This is a genomic window from Streptomyces sp. NPDC028419 (assembly GCF_055565515.1).
Window position 1 is genome coordinate 1 of the sequence record NZ_JBVHUE010000056.1, and the last position, 23,769, is coordinate 23,769.

At 73.1% G+C, this 23,769-nt stretch carries 18 protein-coding genes, 1 rRNA gene and 1 pseudogene; 15 read left to right on the forward strand and 5 right to left on the reverse strand.

The window, feature by feature from the left end; all coding sequences use genetic code 11:
- The 3 genes and pseudogenes from rrf to ACZ4UB_RS37485 all read left to right on the forward strand — a co-directional run.
- Positions 1-91: ribosomal RNA gene (gene rrf / locus ACZ4UB_RS37475) — 5S ribosomal RNA — on the forward strand; the annotation flags it as partial.
- Between the two features lie 168 nt (positions 92-259).
- Positions 260-1,381 (forward strand): annotated as a pseudogene (locus ACZ4UB_RS37480) (hypothetical protein); the annotation flags it as partial.
- Between the two features lie 552 nt (positions 1,382-1,933).
- Positions 1,934-2,809 carry a tetratricopeptide repeat protein gene (locus ACZ4UB_RS37485; RefSeq protein ID WP_468077493.1) on the forward strand — a complete coding sequence of 292 codons (876 nt, stop codon included), beginning with the start codon at positions 1,934-1,936 and terminating at the stop codon, positions 2,807-2,809.
- Positions 2,810-2,891: 82 nt separating this feature from the next.
- Here the strand turns inward: ACZ4UB_RS37485 and ACZ4UB_RS37490 are convergent, their stop codons facing one another.
- Positions 2,892-4,190, reverse strand: coding sequence for a DUF1015 family protein (locus ACZ4UB_RS37490; protein WP_468077446.1), 1,299 nt, complete (start codon positions 4,188-4,190; stop codon positions 2,892-2,894).
- 84 nt (positions 4,191-4,274) lie between these two features.
- Here ACZ4UB_RS37490 and ACZ4UB_RS37495 point away from each other — a divergent pair, with 84 nt between their 5' ends.
- The 4 genes from ACZ4UB_RS37495 (at position 4,275) to ACZ4UB_RS37510 (ending at position 8,519) form a co-directional block, all read left to right on the forward strand.
- The gene (locus tag ACZ4UB_RS37495) at positions 4,275-5,351 is read left to right on the forward strand and encodes an HAD hydrolase-like protein (protein ID WP_468077495.1); all 1,077 of its coding nucleotides are present in this window, start codon (positions 4,275-4,277) and stop codon (positions 5,349-5,351) included.
- A 128-nt stretch (positions 5,352-5,479) separates the two neighbouring features.
- Positions 5,480-6,526: a FecCD family ABC transporter permease gene (locus ACZ4UB_RS37500; protein WP_468077448.1), complete on the forward strand. Its 1,047-nt coding sequence runs from the start codon at positions 5,480-5,482 to the stop codon at positions 6,524-6,526.
- Positions 6,523-7,608: a FecCD family ABC transporter permease gene (locus tag ACZ4UB_RS37505; protein WP_468077450.1), complete on the forward strand. Its 1,086-nt coding sequence runs from the start codon at positions 6,523-6,525 to the stop codon at positions 7,606-7,608. Before ACZ4UB_RS37500 ends, ACZ4UB_RS37505 begins: the two co-directional genes overlap by 4 nt.
- A gap of 92 nt (positions 7,609-7,700) precedes the next feature.
- Entirely contained in the window at positions 7,701-8,519 is an 819-nt protein-coding gene (locus ACZ4UB_RS37510) for an ABC transporter ATP-binding protein (RefSeq protein WP_468077452.1), read from the forward strand.
- On the opposite strand, the gene ACZ4UB_RS37515 is transcribed toward ACZ4UB_RS37510, so the two are convergent.
- On the reverse strand, positions 8,516-8,869 hold the full coding sequence (locus ACZ4UB_RS37515) for an SCP2 sterol-binding domain-containing protein (RefSeq protein WP_468077454.1): 354 nt from the start codon (positions 8,867-8,869) through the stop codon (positions 8,516-8,518). The genes ACZ4UB_RS37510 and ACZ4UB_RS37515 overlap by 4 nt on opposite strands.
- Before the next feature lie 64 nt (positions 8,870-8,933).
- Between ACZ4UB_RS37515 and ACZ4UB_RS37520 the strand changes: the two genes are divergently transcribed.
- The 6 genes from ACZ4UB_RS37520 to ACZ4UB_RS37545 all read left to right on the forward strand — a co-directional run bounded on the left by ACZ4UB_RS37520 (position 8,934) and on the right by ACZ4UB_RS37545 (position 15,411).
- Positions 8,934-9,203, forward strand: a complete 270-nt coding sequence (locus ACZ4UB_RS37520; RefSeq protein WP_468077456.1) for a hypothetical protein — start codon at positions 8,934-8,936, stop codon at positions 9,201-9,203.
- Positions 9,204-9,210: 7 nt separating this feature from the next.
- Positions 9,211-10,026 (forward strand): TlyA family RNA methyltransferase, encoded by an 816-nt coding sequence (locus ACZ4UB_RS37525; RefSeq protein WP_468077458.1) that lies wholly within the window; start codon positions 9,211-9,213, stop codon positions 10,024-10,026.
- Entirely contained in the window at positions 10,023-10,943 is a 921-nt protein-coding gene (locus ACZ4UB_RS37530) for an NAD kinase (protein WP_468077460.1), read from the forward strand. The genes ACZ4UB_RS37525 and ACZ4UB_RS37530 overlap by 4 nt, the downstream gene beginning before the upstream one ends.
- Positions 10,944-11,224: 281 nt before the next feature.
- A complete protein-coding gene (recN, locus tag ACZ4UB_RS37535) occupies positions 11,225-12,970 on the forward strand; it encodes a DNA repair protein RecN (protein WP_468077497.1) in 1,746 nt (581 codons plus the stop codon).
- Between the two features lie 40 nt (positions 12,971-13,010).
- Entirely contained in the window at positions 13,011-13,742 is a 732-nt protein-coding gene (locus ACZ4UB_RS37540; RefSeq protein ID WP_468077462.1) for a DUF7873 family protein, read from the forward strand.
- Between the two features lie 565 nt (positions 13,743-14,307).
- A complete protein-coding gene (locus ACZ4UB_RS37545) occupies positions 14,308-15,411 on the forward strand; it encodes a glycosyltransferase family 4 protein (RefSeq protein WP_468077464.1) in 1,104 nt (367 codons plus the stop codon).
- 376 nt (positions 15,412-15,787) lie between these two features.
- Here ACZ4UB_RS37545 and ACZ4UB_RS37550 read toward each other — a convergent pair whose 3' ends face one another.
- From ACZ4UB_RS37550 to ACZ4UB_RS37560, 3 genes are all read right to left on the reverse strand, one after another.
- A complete protein-coding gene (locus ACZ4UB_RS37550) occupies positions 15,788-17,404 on the reverse strand; it encodes a PucR family transcriptional regulator (RefSeq protein ID WP_468077466.1) in 1,617 nt (538 codons plus the stop codon).
- A 36-nt stretch (positions 17,405-17,440) separates the two neighbouring features.
- The gene (locus ACZ4UB_RS37555) at positions 17,441-18,823 is read right to left on the reverse strand and encodes an FAD-binding oxidoreductase (protein WP_468077468.1); all 1,383 of its coding nucleotides are present in this window, start codon (positions 18,821-18,823) and stop codon (positions 17,441-17,443) included.
- A 309-nt stretch (positions 18,824-19,132) separates the two neighbouring features.
- Positions 19,133-20,938: a glycoside hydrolase family 15 protein gene (locus ACZ4UB_RS37560; RefSeq protein WP_468077469.1), complete on the reverse strand. Its 1,806-nt coding sequence runs from the start codon at positions 20,936-20,938 to the stop codon at positions 19,133-19,135.
- 436 nt (positions 20,939-21,374) lie between these two features.
- On the opposite strand from ACZ4UB_RS37560, the gene ACZ4UB_RS37565 reads away from it, so the two are divergent.
- Complete coding sequence (locus tag ACZ4UB_RS37565) at positions 21,375-23,009, forward strand: CTP synthase (RefSeq protein ID WP_354384097.1); 1,635 nt, start codon at positions 21,375-21,377, stop codon at positions 23,007-23,009.
- A gap of 91 nt (positions 23,010-23,100) precedes the next feature.
- Positions 23,101-23,727 carry an NUDIX domain-containing protein gene (locus tag ACZ4UB_RS37570; protein WP_468077471.1) on the forward strand — a complete coding sequence of 209 codons (627 nt, stop codon included), beginning with the start codon at positions 23,101-23,103 and terminating at the stop codon, positions 23,725-23,727.
- The last annotated feature ends 42 nt before the right edge of the window (positions 23,728-23,769 follow it).

Here is a 23,769-nt window from a genome sequence, read left to right on the forward strand (position 1 = left end):
GCCCGGTTACATTTCGAACCCGGAAGCTAAGCCTTTCAGCGCCGATGGTACTGCAGGGGGGACCCTGTGGGAGAGTAGGACGCCGCCGAACAATCTTTCAAAGGACCCTTGGTCCAGCGTTCAACGCTGGACCAAGGGTCCTTTTTGTTTTTATTCGATTTGCGCCGAAGCGCGGCCATGGGTTGGTTGCGCGAGAATGACTAGCGGTACCCCGAAGACAGGAGTCACACCCATGTCCAACTCTCCCGACGATCGTCCGGAGCGCGAGCCTCGTCGTAACGACGGCGGTGACAGGGGCGGCTACCGCGGGGGCCGTGACGACCGCGGTGGTGATCGCGGCGGTTTCCGTCGTGACGACCGTGGTGGGCGTCCCCAGGGTGGTGGCGGCGGCTTCCGTCGCGACGACCGTGGCGGCGACCGCCCGCAGGGCGGCGGCTTCCGTGGCGGCGACCGTCCGAGCTTCCCCCGTCGTGATGATGACCGTGGTGGGCGCCCGCAGGGTGGTGGCGGCGGTTTCCGTCGTGACGACCGTGGTGGGGACCGTCCGAGCTTCCCGCGTCGTGATGACCGTGGTGGCGACCGTCCGCAGGGCGGCGGCTTCCGCCGTGACGACCGCGGTGGCGACCGTCCGAGCTTCCCCCGTCGTGATGACGACCGTGGTGGGCGCCCGCAGGGTGGTGGCGGCGGTTTCCGTCGTGACGACCGGGGTGGGGACCGTCCCAGCTACCCGCGTCGTGATGACGACCGTGGTGGGCGCCCGCAGGGTGGTGGCGGCGGTTTCCGTCGCGATGACCGTGGTGGGGACCGTCCGAGCTTCCCGCGTCGTGATGACCGTGGTGGCGACCGTCCGCAGGGCGGCGGCTTCCGTCGCGATGACCGTGGTGGGGACCGTCCGAGCTACCCGCGTCGTGACGACCGTGGTGGCGACCGTCCGCAGGGCGGCGGCTTCCGCGGCCGCGACGACCGCGGTGGCGACCGTCCCAGCTTCCCCCGTCGTGATGACGACCGTGGTGGGCGTCCCCAGGGTGGTGGCGGCGGTTTCCGTCGTGACGACCGTGGCGGCGACCGTCCGAGCTTCCCGCGTCGTGACGACCGTGGTGGCGACCGTCCGCAGGGCGGCGGCTTCCGTCGCGATGACCGCGGTGGCGACCGTCCGAGCTACCCGCGTCGTGATGACGACCGTGGTGGGCGCCCGCAGGGTGGTGGCGGCGGTTTCCGTCGTGACGACCGTGGTGGCGACCGTCCGAGCTACCCCCGTCGCGACGACGACCGTGGGAGCCGTCCGAGCTTCCCGCGTCGTGATGATGACCGTGGTGGGTTCCGTGGCGGTCGTGACGACCGTGGTGGGGACCGTCCGAGCTTCCCGCGTCGTGATGACCGTGGTGGCGACCGTCCGCAGGGCGGCGGCTTCCGCGGCCGCGACGACCGCGGTGGCGACCGTCCCAGCTTCCCGCGTCGTGATGATGACCGTGGTGGGTTCCGTGGCGGTCGTGACGACCGCGGCGGTGACCGTCCCAGCTTCCCGCGCCGTGATGACCGTGGTGGCGACCGTCCCAGCTTCCCGCGTCGTGATGATGACCGTGGTGGGTTCCGTGGCGGTCGTGACGACCGCGGCGGTGACCGCCCGAGCTTCCCGCGCCGTGATGACCGTGGTGGCGACCGTCCGCAGGGCGGCGGCTTCCGCGGCCGCGACGACCGGGGCGGCGACCGTCCGAGCTACCCCCGTCGCGACGACCGGGGTGACCGGGGCGGCGACCGTGGTGGGTTCCGTGGCGGTCGTGACGACCGCGACAGCGACTACCGCGACCGCGAGCCGATCAAGCGCCTTCCGATCGACGACGACGTCACCGGTCACGAGATCGACGCGGACGTTCGCCAGGAGCTGCTGAGCCTGCCGAAGGGCCTCGCCGAGGAGGTCTCGCGCAACCTGGTCATGGTGGCCCGGCTGATCGACGAGGACCCGGAGCAGGCATACGCCTACGCCCGCATCGCGCTGCGGCTGGCCTCGCGCGTCGCCGCCGTCCGTGAGGCCGCCGGCTTCGCGGCGTACGCCACGCAGAAGTACAGCGAGGCGCTCGCCGAGTTCCGTGCCGCGAAGCGGATGACCGGTTCGGTCGAGCTGTGGCCCGTCATGGCCGACTGCGAGCGCGGCCTCGGCCGTCCGGAGCGGGCGCTGGCGATGGCCGGCGAGCCCGAGGTGCAGAAGCTGGACAAGGCCGGCCAGGTCGAGATGCGTCTCGTCGCGGCCGGTGCCCGGCGGGACATGGGGCAGCTCGACGCCGCCATCGTGACCCTGCAGAGCCCCGAGCTGGCCTCCGCCACCGTGCAGCCGTGGACCGCCCGCCTGCGGTACGCCTACGCCGACGCCCTGCTGGCCAACGGCCGCGAGGACGAGGCGCGCGAGTGGTTCGCCAAGACGATCGAGTCCGACAAGGACGGCTCGACCGACGCCTCCGACCGGCTCGCCGAGCTGGACGGCGTCGAGTTCGTCGACGCGATGGACGACGAGGACGATGACGACGACCGCGCCGCGCTCAGCGACGAGGACCGTCGGGTCCAGGACTCCGACGACAAGGGCGTCGTCGAGTACTACGACGAGGACGACGACGAGTACGAGCCGTCCGACGCCCGTGAGGACGACGAGGACGACGCGTACGAGTCGGCCGAGGCCCGCGAGGTCGACGACGAGGACGACGAGGACGAGCTGATCGCCCGCGCCGAAGCCGACGCCGACGTCGCCGACGAGATCCTCGTCGAGGACGACGAGCTCGACCGCGCCGCCGAGGACCAGGGCCGCGACAAGGCCTGACGCACGGTGTGAAGCATGAAGAAGGGCGGTACCCCCTCGGGGGTACCGCCCTTCTTCATTTTCGGGGTCGACGGACCCGCGGTCAGTTCAGGCTGCGCAGGACCAGCCCGGTCGCCGGCTTCGGGCCGAAGGAGGTGGACTTGCGGGGCATCGTGACGCCCTGGCGGGCCAGCTCGCGGACCACGTCCTCGCGTACCGGGTGGAGCAGTACCGCCGTGCCGCCGTTGCGCTCGGCCATGTCGACCGTCGCCTCGGTGTCGTGGATGTACATGATGTGTTCGGCGGAGTCGGGGACCTGCCACAGGGCGTCCAGCAGGGTCGCATGCAGGACGGTCGCGTCGAGCCGGCGCCAGGCCTCGGGGCGGTCGTGGCGGACCGTCCGGTCGATCAGTTCCGGGTCGGGGTCGGTGACCAGGTGGAAGCCGCCGTCGCCGGTGAGCAGGAAGGCGTTGCCGGCTTCGGAGGCCGTGCCGAGGGCGGTCAGCGCTTCGTCCAGCGTGCCGTCGATCCGGCGGACGCGGAACGAGCCCTCCAGCGCGGCCAGCGCGTCGGCGACCGGCAGGCGGCGCAGCATCCGGTGGATCGCGCGGACCTGGAGCGGGTAGCGGGCCGTGTCCACGAGCAGGACGAGGCCGAAGTCCCACGGGGTGGGGCTGAGGTGCTCCTCCTGGAGGCGCAGGTACGTCGCCCAGCGGTGGTGGCCGTCGGCGATGAGGGCCTGGCGGTGCCCGAGGTCGGCGGTGACGGCTGCCAGTTCGGCGGGGTCGGTTATGGCCCACAGCCGGTGGCAGAAGCCGTCCTCGGTGGTGGTGGACAGCAGCGGGGCCCGCCCGGCGGTGGCCTCGACCACGTCGGCCGCCCCGACCGCCCCGGTGGCGCCGCCGCCGTCGTCGCTGCGGTAGGTCAGCAGCAGCGGTTCCAGGTTGGCGGAGGTGGCGCGCATCAGACCGGCGCGGTCGGTGACCACGTGCGGCATGACGTCCTCGTGCGGCAGCACGATCCCGGCGTCGGCCGTGGACAGGGCGAGCGCGCCGATCACCCCGCGCTGGAGCATGTCGCCCCTGCGCTGCTCGTACACGTACAGGGCCGGTTCCGGATCGGCGCTGAGGATGCCCTCGGCGAGCCAGTCGTGCAGGGTCCGGGCGGCCTGTTCGTTGCGCGCGGAAGGCGTGTCGGCCTGCGGCAGGATGAGACGGACGATGTTGTGGGGATCCGCCGATTCGAGGTGATGGAGTCCGTCAGGTCGGACGACCACGTCGTAAGGGGGTGAGGTGACGGCGGCGAGGCTGCCGACGCGCTCCGGGACGTAACGCAGCCCGTGGAATGGCATCAGGCGCAGCCCGTCGTGCATTCCGTGTTCCTCGGTACCAAGTGTGGTCATTGGTGCATGGTAAGTCCCGTCTCAAGGTGCGGGATGATCAGAACGAGCACGGAACTGGCCAGATGGGACGAAGGGACGGTCACGATGACCCGGCAGAGCAGGACCAGGCCCGCGGGCAGCGAGCGCAGTCTGCACCAGGCGTACGACACCGCCCTGCTGGACCTCGACGGGGTGGTGTACGCGGGGGGCGAGGCGATCGCGCACGCCGTGGAATCGCTGCTCGCGGCCCGGTCCGAGGGGATGCACCTCGCCTACGTCACCAACAACGCGCTGCGGACCCCCGACACGGTCGCCGCGCACCTGACCGAGCTGGGCATCCCCTCCGAGGCGGCCGAGGTGATCACCTCGGCGCAGGCGGTGGCCCGACTGATCGCGGATCAGGTGCCCGCCGGATCGAAGGTGCTGGTCATCGGTGGTGAGGGGCTGCGGGTCGCGCTGCGCGAGCGCGGGCTCGTGCCGGTGGAATCGGCGGACGAGGAGGACCTGGCGGCGGTGGTCCAGGGCTTCGGCGGCCCGGACATGCCGTGGGGGCGCTTCGCGGAGGCCTCGTACGCGATCGCGCGCGGGGTGCCGTGGTTCGCGTCCAACACCGACCTGACGATCCCGAGCGCGCGGGGCATCGCGCCGGGCAACGGCGCCGCGGTGGAGGTCGTACGGATCGCCACGGGCGCGGAGCCGCAGGTGGCGGGGAAGCCGCTGCCCCCCATGCACCGCGAAACGATCCTGCGGACCGGGGCCGAGCGGCCGCTGGTGGTCGGGGACCGGCTGGACACCGACATCGAGGGCGCCTTCCACGGGGAGGTGGACTCGCTGCTCGTGCTGACCGGGGTGACGGACGGGGCGCAGCTGCTGCGGGCGGAGCCGAAGTACCGGCCGACGTACGTGGATCGGGACCTGCGGGGGCTGCTGACCGGGCAGCCCGAGGTGGTCGGGGCCGGGGAGGGCTTCCGCTGCGGGGCGTGGACCGCGCTCGCACGGGACGGCGTACTGGAGCTGCGCGCGGCGGACGACGACGGGGTGGACGCCGGGGTGGACGACGGGGGCGATCCGCACGATCCGTTGGACGGGCTGCGGGCGCTGTGCGCGGCGGCCTGGACGCACGCCGGGGACGGGTCCTGCGCGCTGGACGCGGGCAAGGCGCTGGCCCGGCTGGGTCTGTAGGCCGTCCCGCGGTCCGCGCCCACCCCGGAGGTGCCCGGCCCCGGCCCGGCACTTCCGGGGAGGCGGCCCCCGCGCAAGGGCCGTTCGGGTGACCTGGGCGAGGTGGAGGGTAGGCTAACCTAACCTGCGTGTTGGTCGAGAGTCCCCCCGAACAGAGCGCGGCCGCGACGGCCGCCCCCCGCCCGCGCCATGCGGCGCGCGCCGCCGGTCTGCTGGCCGCCCTCGCGGCGCTGGTGCTGATCGCGCTGGCGAGCATCGCCGTGGGTGCCAAGCAGATGCCGCTCGATCAGGTCTGGCACGGCCTGTTCCACTACACGGGCACGCCCGCGGACGTGGTGGTCAAGGACCTTCGGGTGCCCCGGACCCTCCTCGGCCTGATGGTCGGCCTCGGCCTCGGTCTCTCCGGCGCGGTGATGCAGGCGCTGACCCGCAACCCGCTCGCCGAACCGGGCATCCTCGGCGTCAACGCGGGCGCCGCGGCGGCCGTGGTCTCCGCCATCAGCTTCTTCGGGGCGTCCAGCCTGAGCGAGTTCGTCTGGTGGGCCTTCCTCGGCGCCGCCGTCGTCTCCGTGGTCGTCTACGTGTTGGGCGGCAGCCGCAGCGCCACGCCGGTCCGGCTCGCCCTCGCCGGTACGGCGGCCAGCGCCGCGCTCGTCGGCTACATCAACGCCGTGCAGCTCATGGACAGCAAGGCGCTGGAGAAGCTGCGCTTCTGGACCGTCGGTTCGCTGGCCTCGGCCAACATGGAGACCGTGCGCCAGGTGGCGCCGTTCCTCCTGGTGGGCGCGGTCCTCGCGCTCTGCCTGGGGCGGCCGCTCAACGCCATGGCGATGGGCGACGACACCGCGCGGGCGCTCGGCGCGAACCTGACCCTGACCCGGATCACCGCCATGGTGGCGATCACCCTGCTCTGCGGTGCGGCGACCGCCGCCTGCGGGCCCATCGTCTTCATCGGGCTGATGATCCCGCACCTGGTGCGCTTCTTCACCGGACCGGACATGCGCTGGGTGCTCGTCTACTCCGCGGTGCTCTCGCCGGCCCTGCTGCTCGGCGCGGACGTCGTCGGCCGGGTCGTCACCCGACCGGCGGAGCTGCAGGTCGGCATCGTCACCGCGCTCATCGGCGGGCCGGTCTTCATCTACCTCGTCCGGCGCAAGAGGATGGCCCAGCTGTGAACGCGAAGACCGGGACCGCCGCGCAGGGCGCGAAGGGGTCGAAGGGGCGGACGTCGCGGGGGGTGCGCACGCCCGGCGGGATCTCCCTGCGCCTGGAGCCGCGCGCCGTGGCCGTCGGCCTGCTGCTGCTGGCCGCCGCGCTGGTACTGGCCGTACTGCTCATCGGGACCGGCGACTTCGAGATCGCCCCGCTGGACGTCGTCAGGACGCTGGCCGGCAACGGCACTCCCGCCCACGACTTCGTCATCAACGACCTGCGGCTGCCGCGGGTGATCGTCGCCCTGCTCGTCGGCGCGGCCCTCGGGATGGCCGGCGGCATCTTCCAGTCGGTCTCCCGCAACCCGCTGGGCTCCCCGGACCTGCTCGGCTTCGGCTACGGATCCGCGGTCGGCGCGCTCGTCGTGATCATCCTGTTCAAGGGCGACGCGAGCGCGGTGGCCACCGGCGCGGTCGTCGGCGGCGTGCTGACCGGCGCGGTCGTCTACCTGCTGGCCTACAAGCAGGGCATCCAGGGCTACCGCCTCGTCCTCGTCGGCATCGGCGCCTCCGCGATGCTCGTCGCCGTCATCCAGTACCTGCTGACGAAGGCCCAACTGGTCGAGGCCTCCCGGGCGATGGTGTGGCTGACCGGATCACTGGCCGGGCGGGACTGGGCCCAGGTGTGGCCGCTGCTCGTGACCTGCCTGGTGGTCTTCCCGCTGGTGCTGGGCCAGGGCCGGGCGCTGCGCATGATGGAGATGGGCGACGACGCCGCGTACGCGCTGGGCGTCCGGGTGGAGCGCACCCGGATCCTGCTGATGCTCGCGGCGATCGTCCTGACCACGGCGGCGAGCGCCGCCGCCGGCCCGATCAGCTTCGTCGCGCTGGCCGCGCCCCAACTGGCCTGCCGGTTGACCCGTTCGCCCGGCTCGAACCTGCTCTCCGGCGCGCTCATGGGCGCCGTACTGCTGCTGCTGTCCGACTGGGCTTCGCAGCGCGCCTTCGGCTCCGATCAGCTCCCGGTCGGCGTGGTGACGGGCCTCGTCGGCGGCGTCTACCTGCTGTGGCTGCTCGTCACGGAACGCAAGGCGGGCCGGATATGAGCGGACTCCCCGTGAACCAGCCCGTGAACCAGCCCGTTAGCCAGCCCGTGAATCGGCCCGCGACCCGGGTCGGAACCCAAGGAGTACCCCCAGTGCAGCGGCTGACCGCGCAGAACGTCACCCTCGGATACGACCAGCGGGTCATCGCCGAGAACCTGTCGGTGGAGATCCCCGACCACTCCTTCACGGTGATCGTCGGTCCCAACGCCTGCGGCAAGTCCACCCTGCTGCGCGCCCTGTCGCGGATGCTCAAGCCCGCCGCCGGGCAGGTGCTGTTGGACGGGCACGCGATCGGCTCGATGCCCGCGAAGAAGGTGGCCAGGAGGCTCGGCCTGCTCCCGCAGTCCTCGATCGCCCCCGACGGCATCACGGTCGCCGACCTGGTCTCGCGCGGCCGCTACCCGCACCAGGGCCTGCTGCGCCAGTGGTCGCCCGAGGACGAGCGGATCGTCGAGGAGTCGATGGCCTCGACCGGGGTCGCCGAACTCGCCGACCGGGCCGTGGACGAACTCTCGGGCGGGCAGCGCCAGCGCGTGTGGATCGCGATGGCCCTGGCCCAGCAGACCCCGCTCCTGCTGCTGGACGAGCCGACGACGTACCTGGACATCCAGCACCAGATCGACGTGCTCGACCTGTGCGCGGAGCTCCACGAGGAGCGGGGGCGGACGCTGGTCGCGGTGCTGCACGACCTCAACCACGCCGCCCGCTACGCCACGCACCTGATCGCGATGCGCGACGGCCAGGTCGTCGCCGAGGGGCCGCCCGCCGAGGTGGTCACCGCCGAGCTGGTGGAGCGGGTCTTCGGGCTGCGCTGCCAGATCATCGACGACCCGGAGACGGGGACGCCGCTGGTGATCCCCGCCGCGCGCGGGGCCCGTACGAAGACCCCCGCGGCGGCGACGGCCCCCTAGAGCAGGCTGCGCAGCCGCAGCAGGTCGCGGAAGCCGGCCTCCAGCCCGACCCGGCCGGAGGCCCAGGCCTTCGCGAACCTCAGCTCGCCCGCGACCATCGCCAGGAGGTCGTCGCCGCTCATCGAGAGGCGGACCTCCGCTTTGGCGCGGGGCGGTCCGGGGTGCGGCGAGGCCGCGTCCACCCGGATCCGGCCGCCGTCGAGACGGCCCGTGAAGGTCTGGTCCAGATCGGTGATGTGGCAGCTCAGGGAGCGGTCGAGCGCGACCGCGCCGCGCACGTCCCCGTCGGATCCGGCCAGGTTGTCGGAGAGTTTGTCGAGTGCTGCGCGGCACTCTTCGATCGTCGCCATGGTGATCCCGACCGTACCGCAGAGCCATGCGTGGCGGCGGCCCGCTTCGGGGTAGCGTCGGAGCATGACCGACGAAGCGCCCGAGGCCGTGCCCCAGGCCGTGCCCGAGGCCCCGCCCGAGCCGGGCGGCCCCGCGCCGCTGGGCGTCGTACGCACCCCCACCGGCCACGACCCGGTGGACGCGGGACTCGAACGGCTGGCGGACGCCGACCACCTCCCGGCGGACGGGCACGTCGCCGTGTACGAGGATGTACACCGGGCACTGCGCGACGAGCTGACCGCGCTCGACGCGCCGCCGCCCGCCCAGACAACGCCGTACGACCTCAGGAGCTGAACCGAACGTGGCAGGAGTGGCACGCCGCCGCCTGGACGCCGAACTGGTGCGCCGCAACATGGCCCGCTCGCGCGAGCACGCCGCGCAGCTGATCGCCGCGGGCCGGGTCACCGTGGGCGGGGCGACCGCGACCAAGGCCGCCACCCAGGTCGAGACCGCCGCGGCGCTCGTGGTCCTCAAGGACGACAGCGACCCCGACTACGTCTCGCGCGGCGGCCACAAGCTGGCCGGCGCGCTGGACGCCTTCCGCCCCCACGGGCTGGTCGTCGAGGGCCGCCGGGCGCTGGACGCCGGCGCCTCCACCGGCGGGTTCACCGACGTACTGCTGCGCTCCGGCGTCGCGCACGTCGTCGCCGTCGACGTCGGCTACGGGCAGCTCGCCTGGTCGCTGCAGAGCGACGAGCGGGTCACGGTGAAGGACCGGACGAACGTCCGCGAGCTGACGCTGGAGCAGATCGACGGGATCCCCGCCGACCTGGTCGTGGGCGACCTCTCCTTCATCTCCATCGGCCTGGTGCTGCCCGCGCTGGTGCGCTGCACGGCGCCGGACGCCGACCTCGTGCTCATGGTCAAGCCGCAGTTCGAGGTCGGCAAGGACCGGCTCGGCAGCGGTGGCGTCGTCCGCAGCAGCGAACTGCGGGCGGAGGCCGTGCGCGAGGTCGCCCGGCAGGCGGGGAAGCTGGGACTGGGTGTGTTGGGCGTCACCGCGAGTCCCCTTCCGGGCCCGTCCGGCAACGTCGAGTATTTTCTGTGGCTGCGGGCGGGGGCACCGGCGCTCGACCCGGCGGATGTTGACCGTGCAGTGGCGGAGGGGCCGCAGTGACAGATTCAGCAACGGGTGGGGCAGCAACACGCACCGTCTTCCTGCTCGCGCACACCGGGCGGCCCGCGGCCATCCGCAGCGCCGAGCTGGTCGTCCAGGGCCTGCTGCGCTGCGGACTGGGCGTGCGGGTGCTGCGGCACGAGGCGGCGGACCTGCCGCTGCCGCCCGAGGTGGAACTCGTCACCGAGTCCACCCCCGGCGTCCTGGACGGCTGTGAGCTGCTCATCGTGCTGGGCGGTGACGGCACGCTGCTGCGCGGCGCGGAGTTCGCGCGCGGCTCCGGGGTGCCGATGCTGGGCGTCAACCTGGGCCGGGTGGGGTTCCTCGCCGAGGCCGAGCGGGACGACCTGGACAAGGTCGTCGACCGGGTGGTCACCAGGGCGTACGAGGTCGAGGAGCGGATGACCCTCGACGTGGCCGTCCACACCAACGGCGACGTCGTGCACCGGGACTGGGCGCTCAACGAGGCGGCCGTCCAGAAGGTGTCCCCGGAGCGGATGCTCGAAGTGGTCCTGGAGATCGACGGGCGGCCGGTGACCGGCTTCGGCTGCGACGGGATCGTCTGCGCCACCCCGACCGGTTCCACGGCCTACGCCTTCTCCGCGGGCGGACCGGTGGTCTGGCCGGAGGTCGAGGCCCTGCTGATGGTCCCGATCAGCGCGCACGCACTCTTCGCGAAGCCGCTGGTCACCTCGCCGGACTCGGTGCTCGCGGTGGAGGTCCAGCCCGGTACCCCGCACGGCGTCCTGTGGTGCGACGGCCGCCGCACGCTGGACCTGCCCGCCGGGGCCCGGGTGGAGGTCCGCCGGGGCGCCGTCCCGGTCCGGCTCGCCCGACTGCACCACGCGTCCTTCACCGACCGCCTCGTCGCGAAGTTCGCCCTCCCGGTGTCGGGGTGGCGCGGGGCGCCCCACTAGGTCCTGTCGTCAAAGTGCCGTCGTCGCCCGAAGGGCGGCCCCGCGGCGTCTGGTGCGTGCTCTCGCCGTGCCGGGCGGAAGCCCGCGTACTGGACGTACTTGGCTTTCGCCCGGTGCGGCGAGAGCGCGTGCCAGGCGTCGCGAGGCAGACGGCACTTTGACGACAGGGCCTAGGGCGTCCGCACCGGCTCGTCCGATCGAGCCCGTCCGAGGGCGGTCGCCGCGGGGACGGCGCATGGCGCGCGGGAAACCTCGGTATCGTCTGGGGCGTGCTTGAGGAGATGCGGATACGGTCGCTCGGAGTCATCGACGACGCGGTGGTCGAGCTGTCGCCCGGTTTCACCGCGGTGACGGGCGAGACCGGTGCGGGCAAGACGATGGTCGTCACGAGCCTCGGGCTCCTGCTCGGTGGACGGGCCGACCCGGCGCTCGTACGGATCGGGGCCAAGGCCGCGATCGTCGAGGGCCGGATCGTGCTGCGCCCGGGCGCTCCCGCCGCGCTGCGGGCCGAGGAGGCCGGGGCCGAGCTGGACGACGGCGCCCTGCTGATCAGCCGCACGGTCTCCGCGGAGGGACGTTCCCGCGCCCACGTGGGCGGCCGCTCGGTGCCCGTCGGCCTGCTCGGCGAGCTGGCGGACGACCTGGTCGCCGTCCACGGGCAGACCGACCAGCAGGGCCTGATGCGCCCCGCGCGCCAGCGCCAGGCCCTCGACCGGTACGCCGGTGACGCGGTCGCGGTCCCGCTGGAGAAGTACGCGGCCGCCCACCGGCGGCTGCGGGCGGTGGCCGGCGAACTGGACGCGATCACCACCCGGGCCCGGGAGCGGGCCCAGGAGGCGGACCTGCTGCGCTTCGGCCTGGAGGAGATCGCGGCCGTGGAGCCGCTGCCCGGCGAGGACGTCGAGCTGGCCGCCGAGGCCGAGCGGCTCGGCCACGCCGAATCCCTGGCCTCCGCGGCGGCCGCCGCGCACGCCGCGCTCGCGGGCAATCCGGAGGACCCCGAGGGCGTCGACGCCAACACCATGGTCGCGGGCGCGCACCGGGCGCTGGAGTCCGTGCGCGCCCACGACCCGGCGCTCGGCGTGCTCGCCGAACGGATCGGGGAGCTGGGGATCCTGCTCGCCGACGTGGCGGGCGAGCTGGCCGGTTACGCCGACGGGCTCGACGCCGATCCGCTGCGGCTGGCGGCGGTCGAGGAGCGGCGCGCCGCACTGACCCAGCTGACCCGCAAGTACGGGCACGCCGGCGCCGCCGGAGCCACCGTGGACTCCGTCCTGGAGTGGGCCGAGCGGGGCTCCGTACGCCTGCTGGAACTCGACGGGGACGACGACCGGATCGAGGAGCTGACCGCCGAGCGCGATGCACTGCGCTCCGAACTGTCCGGGCTGGCCCAGGCGTTGACCGACGCGCGGACGGAGGCGGCCACGCGCTTCGGCTCCGCCGTCACGGCCGAACTGGCCTCGCTGGCCATGCCGCACGCCCGCGTGAGCATCGACATCCGCCAGACCGAGGACCCCTCGGGCGAGGGTGTCGAGGTCGGCGGTCGCGTGGTGACCTACGGGCCCTCGGGCGCCGACGAGGTGGAGCTGTTGCTCGCCCCGCACCCGGGCGCGCAGCCGCGGCCGATCGCCAAGGGCGCCTCCGGCGGTGAGCTCTCCCGGGTGATGCTGGCGGTCGAAGTGGTCTTCGCGGGCTCGGACCCGGTGCCGACGTACCTCTTCGACGAGGTCGACGCGGGCGTCGGCGGCAAGGCGGCGGTCGAGGTCGGCCGGCGCCTCGCGAAGCTGGCGAAGACCGCGCAGGTCGTCGTCGTCACGCACCTCCCGCAGGTGGCGGCCTTCGCGGACCGGCAGTTGCTGGTGGAGAAGACCGTCGACGGGTCCGTCACCCGCAGCGGCGTCACCGTCCTGGAGGGCGAGGACCGGATCCGCGAGCTGTCGCGGATGCTGGCCGGCCAGGAGGACTCGGAGACGGCCAGGGCGCACGCGGAGGAGCTGCTGGAGACCGCGCGCGCCGACGGCGTTTAATTCGGATGTGCTTGCGGTGCACGGTTGTTAGGTTCGCCGTGTGCCGAAGCTGAATCAGATCATCGCAGTCGAAAAGGGCGTCAAGTCCAAGGCCCTCCAGGAGCTGACCCAGGCTCACCAGGACGTGCAGAAGCCCGCCCTGCTCGCCGGCATCTCCCGGACCTACCAGCCCAAGGACGAGGAGGGCGAGCAGCTGCCGCCCGAGTCCACGCGGGTGCAGATCAAGGCCGAGGACGCCCTGCGGGCGACCGCGGGGACGCTGACGCGGCTCTTCGACGTGACCGCGACGAAGGACTGGGCGAACCGGTCCGCCGTCGCGGACGTGGTGGTCGACGGCGCGGTGCTGCTGCCCCAGGTGCCCGTGCCCTACCTGCTGTTCCTGGAGAAGCAACTCACCGACCTGCACACCTTCGTGCGCAAGCTGCCGGTGCTCGACGCCTCCGAGTCGTGGAACCTGGACCCCTCGACGGACTCGTGGAAGACGGACCCGGTGCGGACCATCCGCACGAAGAAGGTGCCGCGCAACCACGTCAAGGCCGAGGCCACGGAGAAGCACCCGGCGCAGGTCGAGGTGTACTACGAGGACGTACCGGTCGGTTACTGGACCACGGTGAAGTTCTCCGGCGCGCTGCCCGCCCGACGGGTCAACGAGCTCCTCGACCGCGTCGAGAAGCTCCAGCAGGCCGTCAAGTTCGCCCGCGAGGAGGCGAACAACACCGAGGTCACCGACCAGCGGATCGGCGACGCGGTATTCGGCTACCTCTTCCGGTAGCCCCACACACGCCCCCCGTCGCGAGCGGGGGGTGCGCGAAGAGCGCAAGCTGAAACTGATGTTGAAGCTGAAGAAGGGGTGTCAGTTGGGGGTTCGAATCCCTCCCCCCGCACCACGTGCGGGGGTGGCCCAAGCCCGGCAGAGGCGGCCCCGTCAATCTCAGATTCTCGCTCCAGTCTCAGTATTCGCCGCCGAACACCGGATCGACCGAGCGCGGGCGAACATCGACGGATGGGGGTTCAAGTCCCCCCGGCGCCTCTCTCGTGGCGCTGTAGTTCAAAGGCAGAACACGTCGATCTCAACATGATCCGCGGCTCTTAAACGCCGCCGGTGTGCGCAAATGGGTGGCAAGCTGGAGCCCGGGAGCTGGACATGCTCCCGGGCTCCGTCACGTTCCGGCCCGCGGCCGCGGCACGGGACGCGCCCCGTCCTCACCTATGTGGGTGATAGCCGGGGCCATGTGACGGGCCCTCGCACGGGATCCGCACCCGTATGGTCCCGGAACGCGCGTGCGGGCTGGCATCCTGGGCGACGTCCCTGACTCCCTCCTCCAGGAGCCCGGCCCGTGAGCAGCTCCGCGGTACCAGTCCCGGTCCAGCCGTACGGGCGACCTCCCCTGCGCACCGTCCAAGTCCTCGGCGGCGCCGGCGCGGGCAGCAGCGCCCACGTGCGCTCGCTGGCCACCGGGCTCGCCGCCCGCGGGCTACGGGTGACGGTGTGCGCGCCCGCCGAAGCGGAGGGGGAGTACGACTTCACCGGTGCCGGGGCGCAGTTCGCCCCCGACGCGGTGAGCGCGCTGCGGGCCGCGTGCGCCGGGGCCGACGTGGTCCACGCGCACGGGGTGCAGGCCGGAATGCGGGCCGCGCTGGCCCTGCGCGGGCGGCGGGTGCCGCTGGTGGTGACCTGGCACGGCGGTGGACCCGGGGCCAAGGGTGCGCTCGGGCGGCTCGCCCGGCTGATGGAACGCCGGGTGGCGCGGGCGGCCGCGGTGGTCCTGGGGACCTCGTCGGACCAGGTGGACCTGGCCCGGCTGCGCGGGGCCCGCGACGCGCGATTGGCCCCGGTGACGGTTCCCGGGGCGCGGGCCCGGTGCGACCTTGAGAAGGTCCGGGCGGAACTGGGCGTGGTGGAACGGCCGTTGCTGATCGCCGTCGGCAGCCTGGTGGCGCACCGCGGGTACGGGGTGCTGCTGGACGCGGCGCGTTCTTGGCGGGCGCTGGACCCCGTACCGCTGCTGGTGATCGCGGGGGAGGGGCCGCTGCGGCCGGAGCTGACGCGCCGGATCGTGGACGAGGACCTGCCCGTACGGCTGCTCGGGCGGCGGCCGGACGCGGCCGAGCTGCTGGCCGCGGCCGACGTCGCGGTCCTGCCGAGCCGGTGGGAGGCGCGCTCGCTGCTGGCCCAGGAGGCCCTGCGGGCCGGGGTGGCGCTGGTGGCGACCGAGGTCGGCGGCGTGCCGGAACTGGTCGGCGAGGCGGCGGTGCTGGTGCCGTACGGGGACGCGGAGGCGCTGGCCGCCGGGGTGAGCGGGCTGCTGTCGTCCCCGACCCGGCGGGCCGTGCTGGCGGAGGCCGGGCGGGCCCAGGCCGCGACGTGGCCGTCGGAGGACGACACGGTGGCCCAGGTGCTGTCCGTGTACGACGAACTGATGGAACGCTGGGGCCGCTGACCGGCCCGGGCCCGCCACTTTCAGCCTCGCCGGCGTTTGAGGCGCTGCCGGAGGCTACACGAGCCTCGCCGGCAGGCTCAGGGTTCCGCCCTGGACCCCGCGCCTCAATCGCCGGCGGGGCTGGGTGCGCCTCAAACGCCGGCGGGGCTGGGTGGGCTCGGCTCGGCGGACTCGTCCGCGTCAGCCGCACCTGCTGGTCCGGGGCCGCCGCTTTCAGCCTCGCCGGCGTTTGAGGCGCTGCCGGAGGCCATACGAGCCTCGCCGGCAGGCTCAGGGCCCCGCCCCGGACCCCGCGCCTCAAACGCCGGCGGGGCTGAATTGGCCCGGTGGGCCGGTCATTCCCAGTGGTGGCTGGGGGAGTTTGAGGCGCCGGGGGCTACGAGACGTGGCGGCGGGCTCTTAGGGCCAGGCTCAGGGAGAGGACCGTTTCGGGGTCGTCCAGGTCCGTGCCCAGCAGCTCCGCGATGCGGGCCAGCCGGTTGTAGAGGGTCTGGCGGTTCAGGTGCAGCTCCCGCGCCGTCTCCGCCTTGCGGCCCGCGTGGGCCAGGTACGTCTCCAGCGTGGGCAGCAGCGGCGGCTTCGAGGTCAGGTCGTGGGTGCGCAGCGCACCGATCGCCCGCTCCACGAAGGCGGCCAGGTCCGGCTGTTCGCGCAGCCGCCACAGCAGCAGGTCGATGTCCAGTCGGCGCGCGTCGTACCAGGGCCGTGCGGGCAGCCCCTGCGCCGCCGTCGCGGTCTCGGCCGCGTGCCGCAGGCCCGCGGAGGCCGCCGCCCAGCCGCCCGCCACCCCGACGACCACCGCGGGCGGAGCGCCCGCCCGGTCCAGCCCGGCCCGTTCCACCCCGGCCCGCAGCGCCGCCGCGACCCGGTCGGCGACCGTCGTGCGCTCCGACTCGGCCCGCAGGGACACCAGCAGCGGCACCCGCCCCTCCACGGGCCGCACGCCCAGCAGCACCGGCACGCCGACCGCCGCCAGCTCCTCCAGCACGGCCCGCGCGAGCACGGCCCAGTTCCCCGACGGGCCGAGGTCGGAGGCGAGCCGCATCACGATCGGCAGCAGCGGCCCGGCGCCCGGCTTGAAGCCCAGGACGCGCGCCTGCGCCGGGGCGTCGTCGGCGCTGATCCGGCCCTCCGCGAGGTCGGTCAGGAAGTCCCCGCGCCCGCGCGCCGCCAGCTCGTCCTCCTGGCGGGCCTGCATCAGCACCACCGCCAGCACCCCCGCGGCCCGCTCCGCCGCCATCCGGTGCACCGGCAGCAGCGGGGCCGAGACCCCGAGCAGGACCAGCCGCGCCCGGACCGAACCGGTGCCGTGCCCGCCGCCCGGTACGTCGACCACCACGGCGTGCGCCGACGGCTCGGCCTCGCGCTGGCCGCGCAGGCCCTCCCAGACCTGGAGCGGGTCGGCCGCGGCCTCGCCCGCCGTGCTGGCGGCCGCGAACAGCAGCTGCCCGTCGGGGGTCTCCAGGAACACCGGGTTGGCGGTGAAGTCCGCGAGGATGCGCAGCACCTGGGGGATGCCGCCGCCGCCCAGCAGCGCCTCCGTACAGCGCCGGTGGACTTCCTCGGCGCGCTGGAGCAGCGCGTAGTGGCCGTTGACGATCTCGGTGTGGACCTCCTCCGTCACGGTGACGAAGGGCACCTCCCGGTGCAGTTGGACCAGCGGCAGCCCGGCGGCGCGCGCCGTCTCCACGATCGTGGCGGGCAGCTTGGTGAACCGCGGGCCCAGCTCGACGACGAGCGCGGCGATCCCCCGGTCGGCGAGCCGGCGCACGAACGCCCGCTGCTCGCTCGGCCGGGTGCCCAGCCCGAGCCCCGTGGTCAGCAGCAGTTCGCCGCCCTTGAGCAGGGAGGCGATGTTGGGCACCTCGCCCGCGTGCACCCACCGCACGGTGCGGCCCAGCCGGTCCGCGCCCGCCATGACCTCCGGCAGCCCGCTGCGCAGTCCCGGCAGCTCCAGCGCGCGCTGAACGGTGATCCCGCCCTGGTTGTCCATATCTCGGGACGCTATCAGGGGTGCGCGGCGCTGTGATCAGGCCGGTTTGATGTTGTGGTTGAAGCGGAAGACGTTGTCGGGGTCGTACTGGGCCTTCACCCCGGCCAGCCGGCGCAGGTTCTCCGCACCGAGCCCGGCCGCGACCCGCTCGGGCCCCTCGTCACCGGTGAAGTTGAGGTACACGGCGCCCGTGCTCCACGGCTCGGCGTCCGCCCGTACGTCCTTGACCCACTGGCGGCAGCGCTCGTCGTCGGCCGGGTCCTCCCAGGCCGCGAAGGGGTGCACGGCCCAGGGGGAATCCCGGTACGGCACCGGGTAGTCCTTCGGGCCGTCGGCGATCGCACCGCCCAGCGGGAAGAGCACGTGCTGGGTGGCGGTGGGGACCGGCATCGAGGAGGCGCGGGCGCAGAAGACGTCGAGCAGCGCGTCAGGGGCCCCCGTCAGGTACTCCGCCGACCAGTAGTTGCGCAGGCCCGGGGGGTCGTCGAGCATGCACTGGAAGTCGGCGTACGGGATGGCCGTGACCAGCTCCGCCACGTGGGGCAGGGCCAGCAGCGGCCCCGCCACCCCGCGCATCTCCTCCTCGGTGCCGGCGTACGTCACCAGCGCGCCGCACAGCAGGGTGCCGACCCGTTCGGGGGGTACGAAGGGGGCGGGCGGACCGGTCATGAAGATCACGCCGCCGCCGGCCCGGGGCGGGGCCGCCTCCAGCAGGTCGCGGTAGAGGCGGGCCACCTCGGGCCCGGACTCCGGCTCGTAGAGCATCAGTGCGATCGCGAAGGCGGGCAGCGGGTGGGCGCGCAGGGTCAGGGAGGTCGCGACGCCGAAGTTGCCGCCGCCGCCGTGCAGGGCCCAGAAGAGTTCGGTGTTGTCCTCGGCGGTCGCGGTCAGGATCTCGCCGTCCGCGGTGACCAGGTCCACGCCGAGGAGGTTGTCCGCGGCGAGGCCGAAGGCACGGTCCAACCAGCCGGAACCGCCGCCGAGTACGAGCCCGCCGACGCCGGTGGTGGAGACGCGGCCGCCGGTGGTGGCGAGGGCGTGCGGGGCGCAGGCCCGGTCGAGGTCGCCCATCAGGGCGCCGCCGGCGACCCGGATCGCGCGGGCGGCGGGGTGGACGGTCACCTCGTTCATCCGGCGCAGGTCGACGACGAGGGCGCCGTCACCCAGGGCGTTGCCCGCGACGCTGTGGCCGCCGCCGCGGATCGCGACGGGCAGGTCCAGCTGGCGGGCGAAGCGGATCGCGGTGACGACGTCGGGTTCGCTCTCGCACTGGGCGATGGCGGCGGGGCGGCGGTCGACCATGCCGTTGAACACGGTGCGGGCGTCGTCGTATCCCGGATCGTCCGGGGCGAACACCTCGCCGGACAGATCCTCGCGGAGCGCGGTGAGGGCCGCGCCCGCCTTCGAGAGGGGCGCCATGGCTGCCCCCTTCCGCGGAGGGGCACTGGACGTCTCCAGCGTAGGGCGTGGGGGGTGGGGCCGCCTGTCCTGCCGGGGCGGGCGGGGGCCGGTGCGGGGGGTCGGTCGGCCGCCGCCGGGCCGCCGCTGTGCCCGTCGGCCGCCGCCGGGCCCGCTGTGCCTCCGGCGGCGCCTCAAACGCCGGCGGGGCTGGATTGGGCGGGCCCGGGTGGGTTGGCGGGGCTGGATTGGGCGGGCCCGGGGTGGTTGGCGGGGCTGGAGTGGGTGGGCCCGGGGTGGTTGGGTCGGGGCGGTTGGGTTGGTGGGGGGTTAGCCGCCGTAGGCGCCGCTGGCTGTGAGGCGGAGGGCGGTGTCGATCAGGGGGACGTGGCTGAAGGCCTGGGGGAAGTTGCCCACCTGGCGTTGGAGGCGGGGGTCCCATTCCTCCGCCAGCAGGCCGAGGTCGTTGCGCAGCGACAGCAGGCGCTCGAAGAGGCGGCGCGCCTCGTCCACGCGGCCGATCATCGCGAGGTCGTCGGCCATCCAGAACGAGCACGCCAGGAACGCGCCCTCGTCGCCCTCCAGGCCGTCCACGCCCGCCTCGTCGCCGGCCGTCGGGTAGCGCAGGATGAAGCCGTCCGGGGTGGACAGTTCCCGCTGGATCGCCTCGATGGTGCCGATGACCCGCTTGTCGTCCGGCGGCAGGAAGCCCATCTGCGGGATGAGCAGCAAGGAGGCGTCCAGCTCCTTCGACCCGTACGACTGGGTGAAGGTGTTGCGTTCCTTGTCGTAGCCCTTCTCGCACACGTCCTGGTGGATCTCGTCGCGCAGCTCGCGCCAGCGCTCCAGCGGGCCGTCCGCGTCCCCGCTCTCGATCAGCTTGATCGTGCGGTCCACGGCCACCCACGCCATCACCTTCGAGTGCACGAAGTGGCGGCGCGGGCCGCGCACCTCCCAGATGCCCTCGTCCGGCTCGTTCCAGTGGGTCTCCAGGTAGCGGATCAGCTTGAGCTGGAGCAGCGACGCGTAGTCGTTGCGGGCCAGGCCCGTCATGTGGCCCAGGTGCAGGGCCTCGGTGACCTCGCCGTACACGTCGAGCTGGAGCTGGTGCGCCGCGCCGTTGCCCACGCGCACGGGCGTGGAGTTCTCGTATCCGGGCAGCCAGTCCAGCTCGGTCTCGCCCAGCTCCCGTTCGCCCGCGATCCCGTACATGATCTGCAGGTTCTCCGGGTCGCCCGCCACCGCCCGCAGCAGCCACTCGCGCCAGGCGGCGGCTTCCGCGCGGTAGCCGGTGCGCAGCAGCGAGGAGAGGGTGATCGCGGCGTCGCGCAGCCAGGTGTAGCGGTAGTCCCAGTTCCGGACGCCGCCGATCTCCTCCGGCAGGGAGGTGGTCGGCGCGGCCACGATGCCGCCGGTGGGGGCGTAGGTCAGGGCCTTGAGGGTGATCAGGGAGCGGACCACGGCCTCCCGGTAGGGGCCGTGGTACGTGCACTGCTCGACCCACTCGCGCCAGAACCCGGTGGTGGCCTCCAGCGCCGCCTCGGCGTCGGGCGCCTCCGGCGGCTCCTTGTGCGAGGGCTGCCAGCTGATGCAGAAGGCGACCCGCTCGCCGGGAGCCACCGTGAAGTCGGCGTACGTCGTGAGGTCCTTGCCGTAGGTCTCCGCGTCCGTGTCCAGCCAGACCGAGTCCGGGCCCGCGACGGCGACCGTACGGGAGTCCACCTTGTGCACCCACGGGACCACGCGGCCGTAGCTGAAGCGCATCCGCAGCGCGGAGCGCATCGGCACCCGGCCGCTGACGCCCTCGACGATCCGGATCAGCTGCGGGGCGTGGTCCTCGCGCGGCGGCATGAAGTCGGTCACACGCACCGTGCCGCGCGGGGTGTCCCACTCGGACTCCAGCACCAGGGAGTCGCCGTCGTAGCGGCGGCGGTCGGCCCGCGGCGCCGTGGTGCCCGGGGCGAAGGCCGGGCCGATGCGCCAGAAACCGTGGTCCTCGGTCCCCAGGAGAGCCGCGAAGACGGCATGGGAATCGAAACGTGGCAGACACAACCAGTCCACCGAGCCGTCCCGACAGACCAGTGCGGCGGTCTGCATGTCCCCGATCAGTGCGTAATCCTCGATGCGCCCGGACACGTTGGATCTCCAGTCGAACGGCCACGTCCGCCCCGAAGGGCGCTTGCGTTGTGCGATTCCCGCTGAGTGATATCCGAGCAGGATATGACGGCACCCTAGTGATCTCCTTAAGTCTTGGAAGAATATGCCTGAGCCAAACGGGTGACGGGTGTTGGCGTTGCCAACGGGCACGGGGGTGGCCGGCGGGGACCGTGGTGCGGAGCCGTCCCGCGTGCGGCGCGCGCGTGGCCGGAGGCGGACTGTCCGGGTCGCTGATAGGCTGGTACCCCGTGGACCGGTGGTCTGCCTGTGCGAATCAGGAACCCCGAAACCGCAGCTCCGACGCCCCCGGACACTCCCTCACGGGACCCGGGGAAGGCGTCGGACTCACTCACCTCGCGACCACGGGAGCCCCCTCTTGGCGACGCCGCCCGCTGCTTTTCGAAACAGCACAGCCATGACGACCAAGCACATCTTCGTCACCGGGGGTGTCGCTTCGTCCCTCGGCAAGGGTCTGACGGCCTCCAGCCTGGGTGCGCTGCTGAAGGCGCGGGGCCTGCGGGTCACGATGCAGAAGCTCGACCCCTACCTGAACGTCGACCCGGGCACGATGAACCCGTTCCAGCACGGCGAGGTGTTCGTCACCAACGACGGCGCCGAGACCGACCTGGACATCGGCCACTACGAGCGCTTCCTCGACGTCGACCTCGACGGCTCGGCCAACGTCACGACCGGCCAGGTCTACTCGCAGGTGATCGCCAAGGAGCGGCGCGGCGAGTACCTCGGCGACACCGTGCAGGTCATCCCGCACATCACCAACGAGATCAAGCACCGCATCCGGCGGATGGCGACCGACGACGTCGACGTCGTGATCACCGAGGTCGGCGGCACGGTCGGCGACATCGAGTCGCTGCCGTTCCTGGAGACCGTCCGCCAGGTCCGCCACGAGGTCGGCCGCGACAACGTCTTCGTCGTGCACATCTCGCTGCTGCCCTACATCGGCCCCTCCGGCGAGCTGAAGACCAAGCCGACCCAGCACTCGGTCGCCGCCCTGCGCAACATCGGCATCCAGCCCGACGCGATCGTGCTGCGCGCCGACCGCGAGGTCCCGACCTCGATCAAGCGCAAGATCTCGCTGATGTGCGACGTCGACGAGGCCGCGGTCGTCGCCGCGATCGACGCCAAGTCGATCTACGACATCCCCAAGGTGCTGCACACCGAGGGCCTGGACGCCTACGTCGTGCGCAAGCTCGACCTGCCGTTCCGCGACGTGGACTGGAGGGTCTGGGAGGACCTGCTGGACCGGGTCCACAACCCCGACCACGAGGTCAAGGTCGCGCTCGTCGGCAAGTACATCGACCTGCCCGACGCCTACCTGTCGGTGACCGAGGCGCTGCGCGCCGGCGGTTTCGCCAACAAGGCCCGCGTCCAGATCAAGTGGGTCACCTCCGACGACTGCAAGACCCCGGCGGGCGCCGCCGCGCAGCTGTCCGACGTGGACGCGATCTGCGTGCCCGGCGGCTTCGGCGACCGCGGTGTCAACGGCAAGGTCGGCGCGATCACCTACGCCCGCGAGAACAAGGTCCCGCTGCTCGGCCTGTGCCTGGGCCTGCAGTGCGTGGTCATCGAGGCCGCGCGCAACCTGGCCGGCATCGAGGACGCGAACTCCACCGAGTTCGACGCCTCCACCCCGAACCCGGTGATCTCCACGATGGAGGAGCAGCTGGCCTTCGTCGAGGGCGCGGGCGACCTGGGCGGCACCATGCGCCTGGGCATGTACCCGGCGAAGCTCGCCGAGGGCTCGATCGTGCGCGAGGTCTACGCCGACCAGCCGTACGTCGAGGAGCGCCACCGCCACCGCTACGAGGTGAACAACGCCTACCGCGGCGAGCTGGAGAAGAAGGCGGGCCTCGTCTTCTCCGGTACCTCCCCGGACAACAAGCTCGTCGAGTACGTCGAGTACCCGCGCGAGGTGCACCCCTACCTGGTGGCCACCCAGGCCCACCCGGAGCTGCGCTCGCGTCCGACCCGCCCGCACCCGCTCTTCGCGGGCCTGGTCAAGGCCGCCGTGGCGCGCCAGCAGGGCAAGTGAGCGCACGTCCGACCGCGTAGCGGTCGATAACGTAGGCAGCCGGGGCACGGGATCGTGCCCCGGCTGTCGCGTTTCCCGGGAGGGTATGGCCATGGGCATCACTGACACGGCGGAGTCGTGGGAGGTCGTCGCCGCGCGCACGCCGTTCGAGGGCGCGAAGACGGCGGTCCGCTCGGACCAGGTCCGGATGCCGGACGGGACCGTCGTCCGGCGCGACTACCAGGTGCACCCGGGATCGGTGTGCGTGCTGGCGCTGGACGAGGAGGACCGGGTGCTGGTGCTGCGGCAGTACCGGCACCCCGTGCGGCACCGGCTGTGGGAGCTGCCGGCCGGGCTGCTCGACGTGGTCGGGGAGAACCCGTTGCACGCGGCGCAGCGGGAGCTGTACGAGGAGACCCACGTCAAGGCCGGGTCCTGGTGGGTGCTGGCCGACTTCTTCGCCTCGCCCGGGGGGTCCGACGAGGCGATCCGGATCTTCCTGGCGCGGGACCTCGCGGAGTCGCAGGAGGAGCGGTACGCGGGCTCCGACGAGGAGGCGGACATGGAGCTGGTGCGGGTGCCGGTGGGGGAGCTGGTGCGGGGGGTGTTGGCGGGGGAGCTGGCCAATCCCGGGCTGGTGACGGGGGTGCTGGCGTTGTCGGCCGCGCTCTCGGGGGGTGGCGTGGGCTCGCTGCGGCCGGCCGACGCGCCGTGGCCGGCCCGGCCGTACGGGGCCTAGCCCTGCGGGGCGCGGTGCGGGGCCGCTGGGCGCGGGTGGCGC

Excerpts from the sequence above, each read along its gene's own strand:
- ACZ4UB_RS37485 (WP_468077493.1), top strand. The coding sequence starts at position 1,934 with ATGGTGGCCCGGCTGATCGACGAGGACCCGGAGCAGGCATACGCCTAC.
- ACZ4UB_RS37490 (WP_468077446.1), bottom strand. The coding sequence starts at position 4,190 with ATGACCACACTTGGTACCGAGGAACACGGAATGCACGACGGGCTGCGC.
- ACZ4UB_RS37495 (WP_468077495.1), top strand. The coding sequence starts at position 4,275 with ATGACCCGGCAGAGCAGGACCAGGCCCGCGGGCAGCGAGCGCAGTCTG.
- ACZ4UB_RS37515 (WP_468077454.1), bottom strand. The coding sequence starts at position 8,869 with ATGGCGACGATCGAAGAGTGCCGCGCAGCACTCGACAAACTCTCCGAC.
- ACZ4UB_RS37520 (WP_468077456.1), top strand. The coding sequence starts at position 8,934 with ATGACCGACGAAGCGCCCGAGGCCGTGCCCCAGGCCGTGCCCGAGGCC.
- recN (WP_468077497.1), top strand. The coding sequence starts at position 11,225 with ATGCGGATACGGTCGCTCGGAGTCATCGACGACGCGGTGGTCGAGCTG.
- ACZ4UB_RS37550 (WP_468077466.1), bottom strand. The coding sequence starts at position 17,404 with ATGGACAACCAGGGCGGGATCACCGTTCAGCGCGCGCTGGAGCTGCCG.
- ACZ4UB_RS37555 (WP_468077468.1), bottom strand. The coding sequence starts at position 18,823 with ATGGCGCCCCTCTCGAAGGCGGGCGCGGCCCTCACCGCGCTCCGCGAG.
- ACZ4UB_RS37565 (WP_354384097.1), top strand. The coding sequence starts at position 21,375 with ATGACGACCAAGCACATCTTCGTCACCGGGGGTGTCGCTTCGTCCCTC.
- ACZ4UB_RS37570 (WP_468077471.1), top strand. The coding sequence starts at position 23,101 with ATGGGCATCACTGACACGGCGGAGTCGTGGGAGGTCGTCGCCGCGCGC.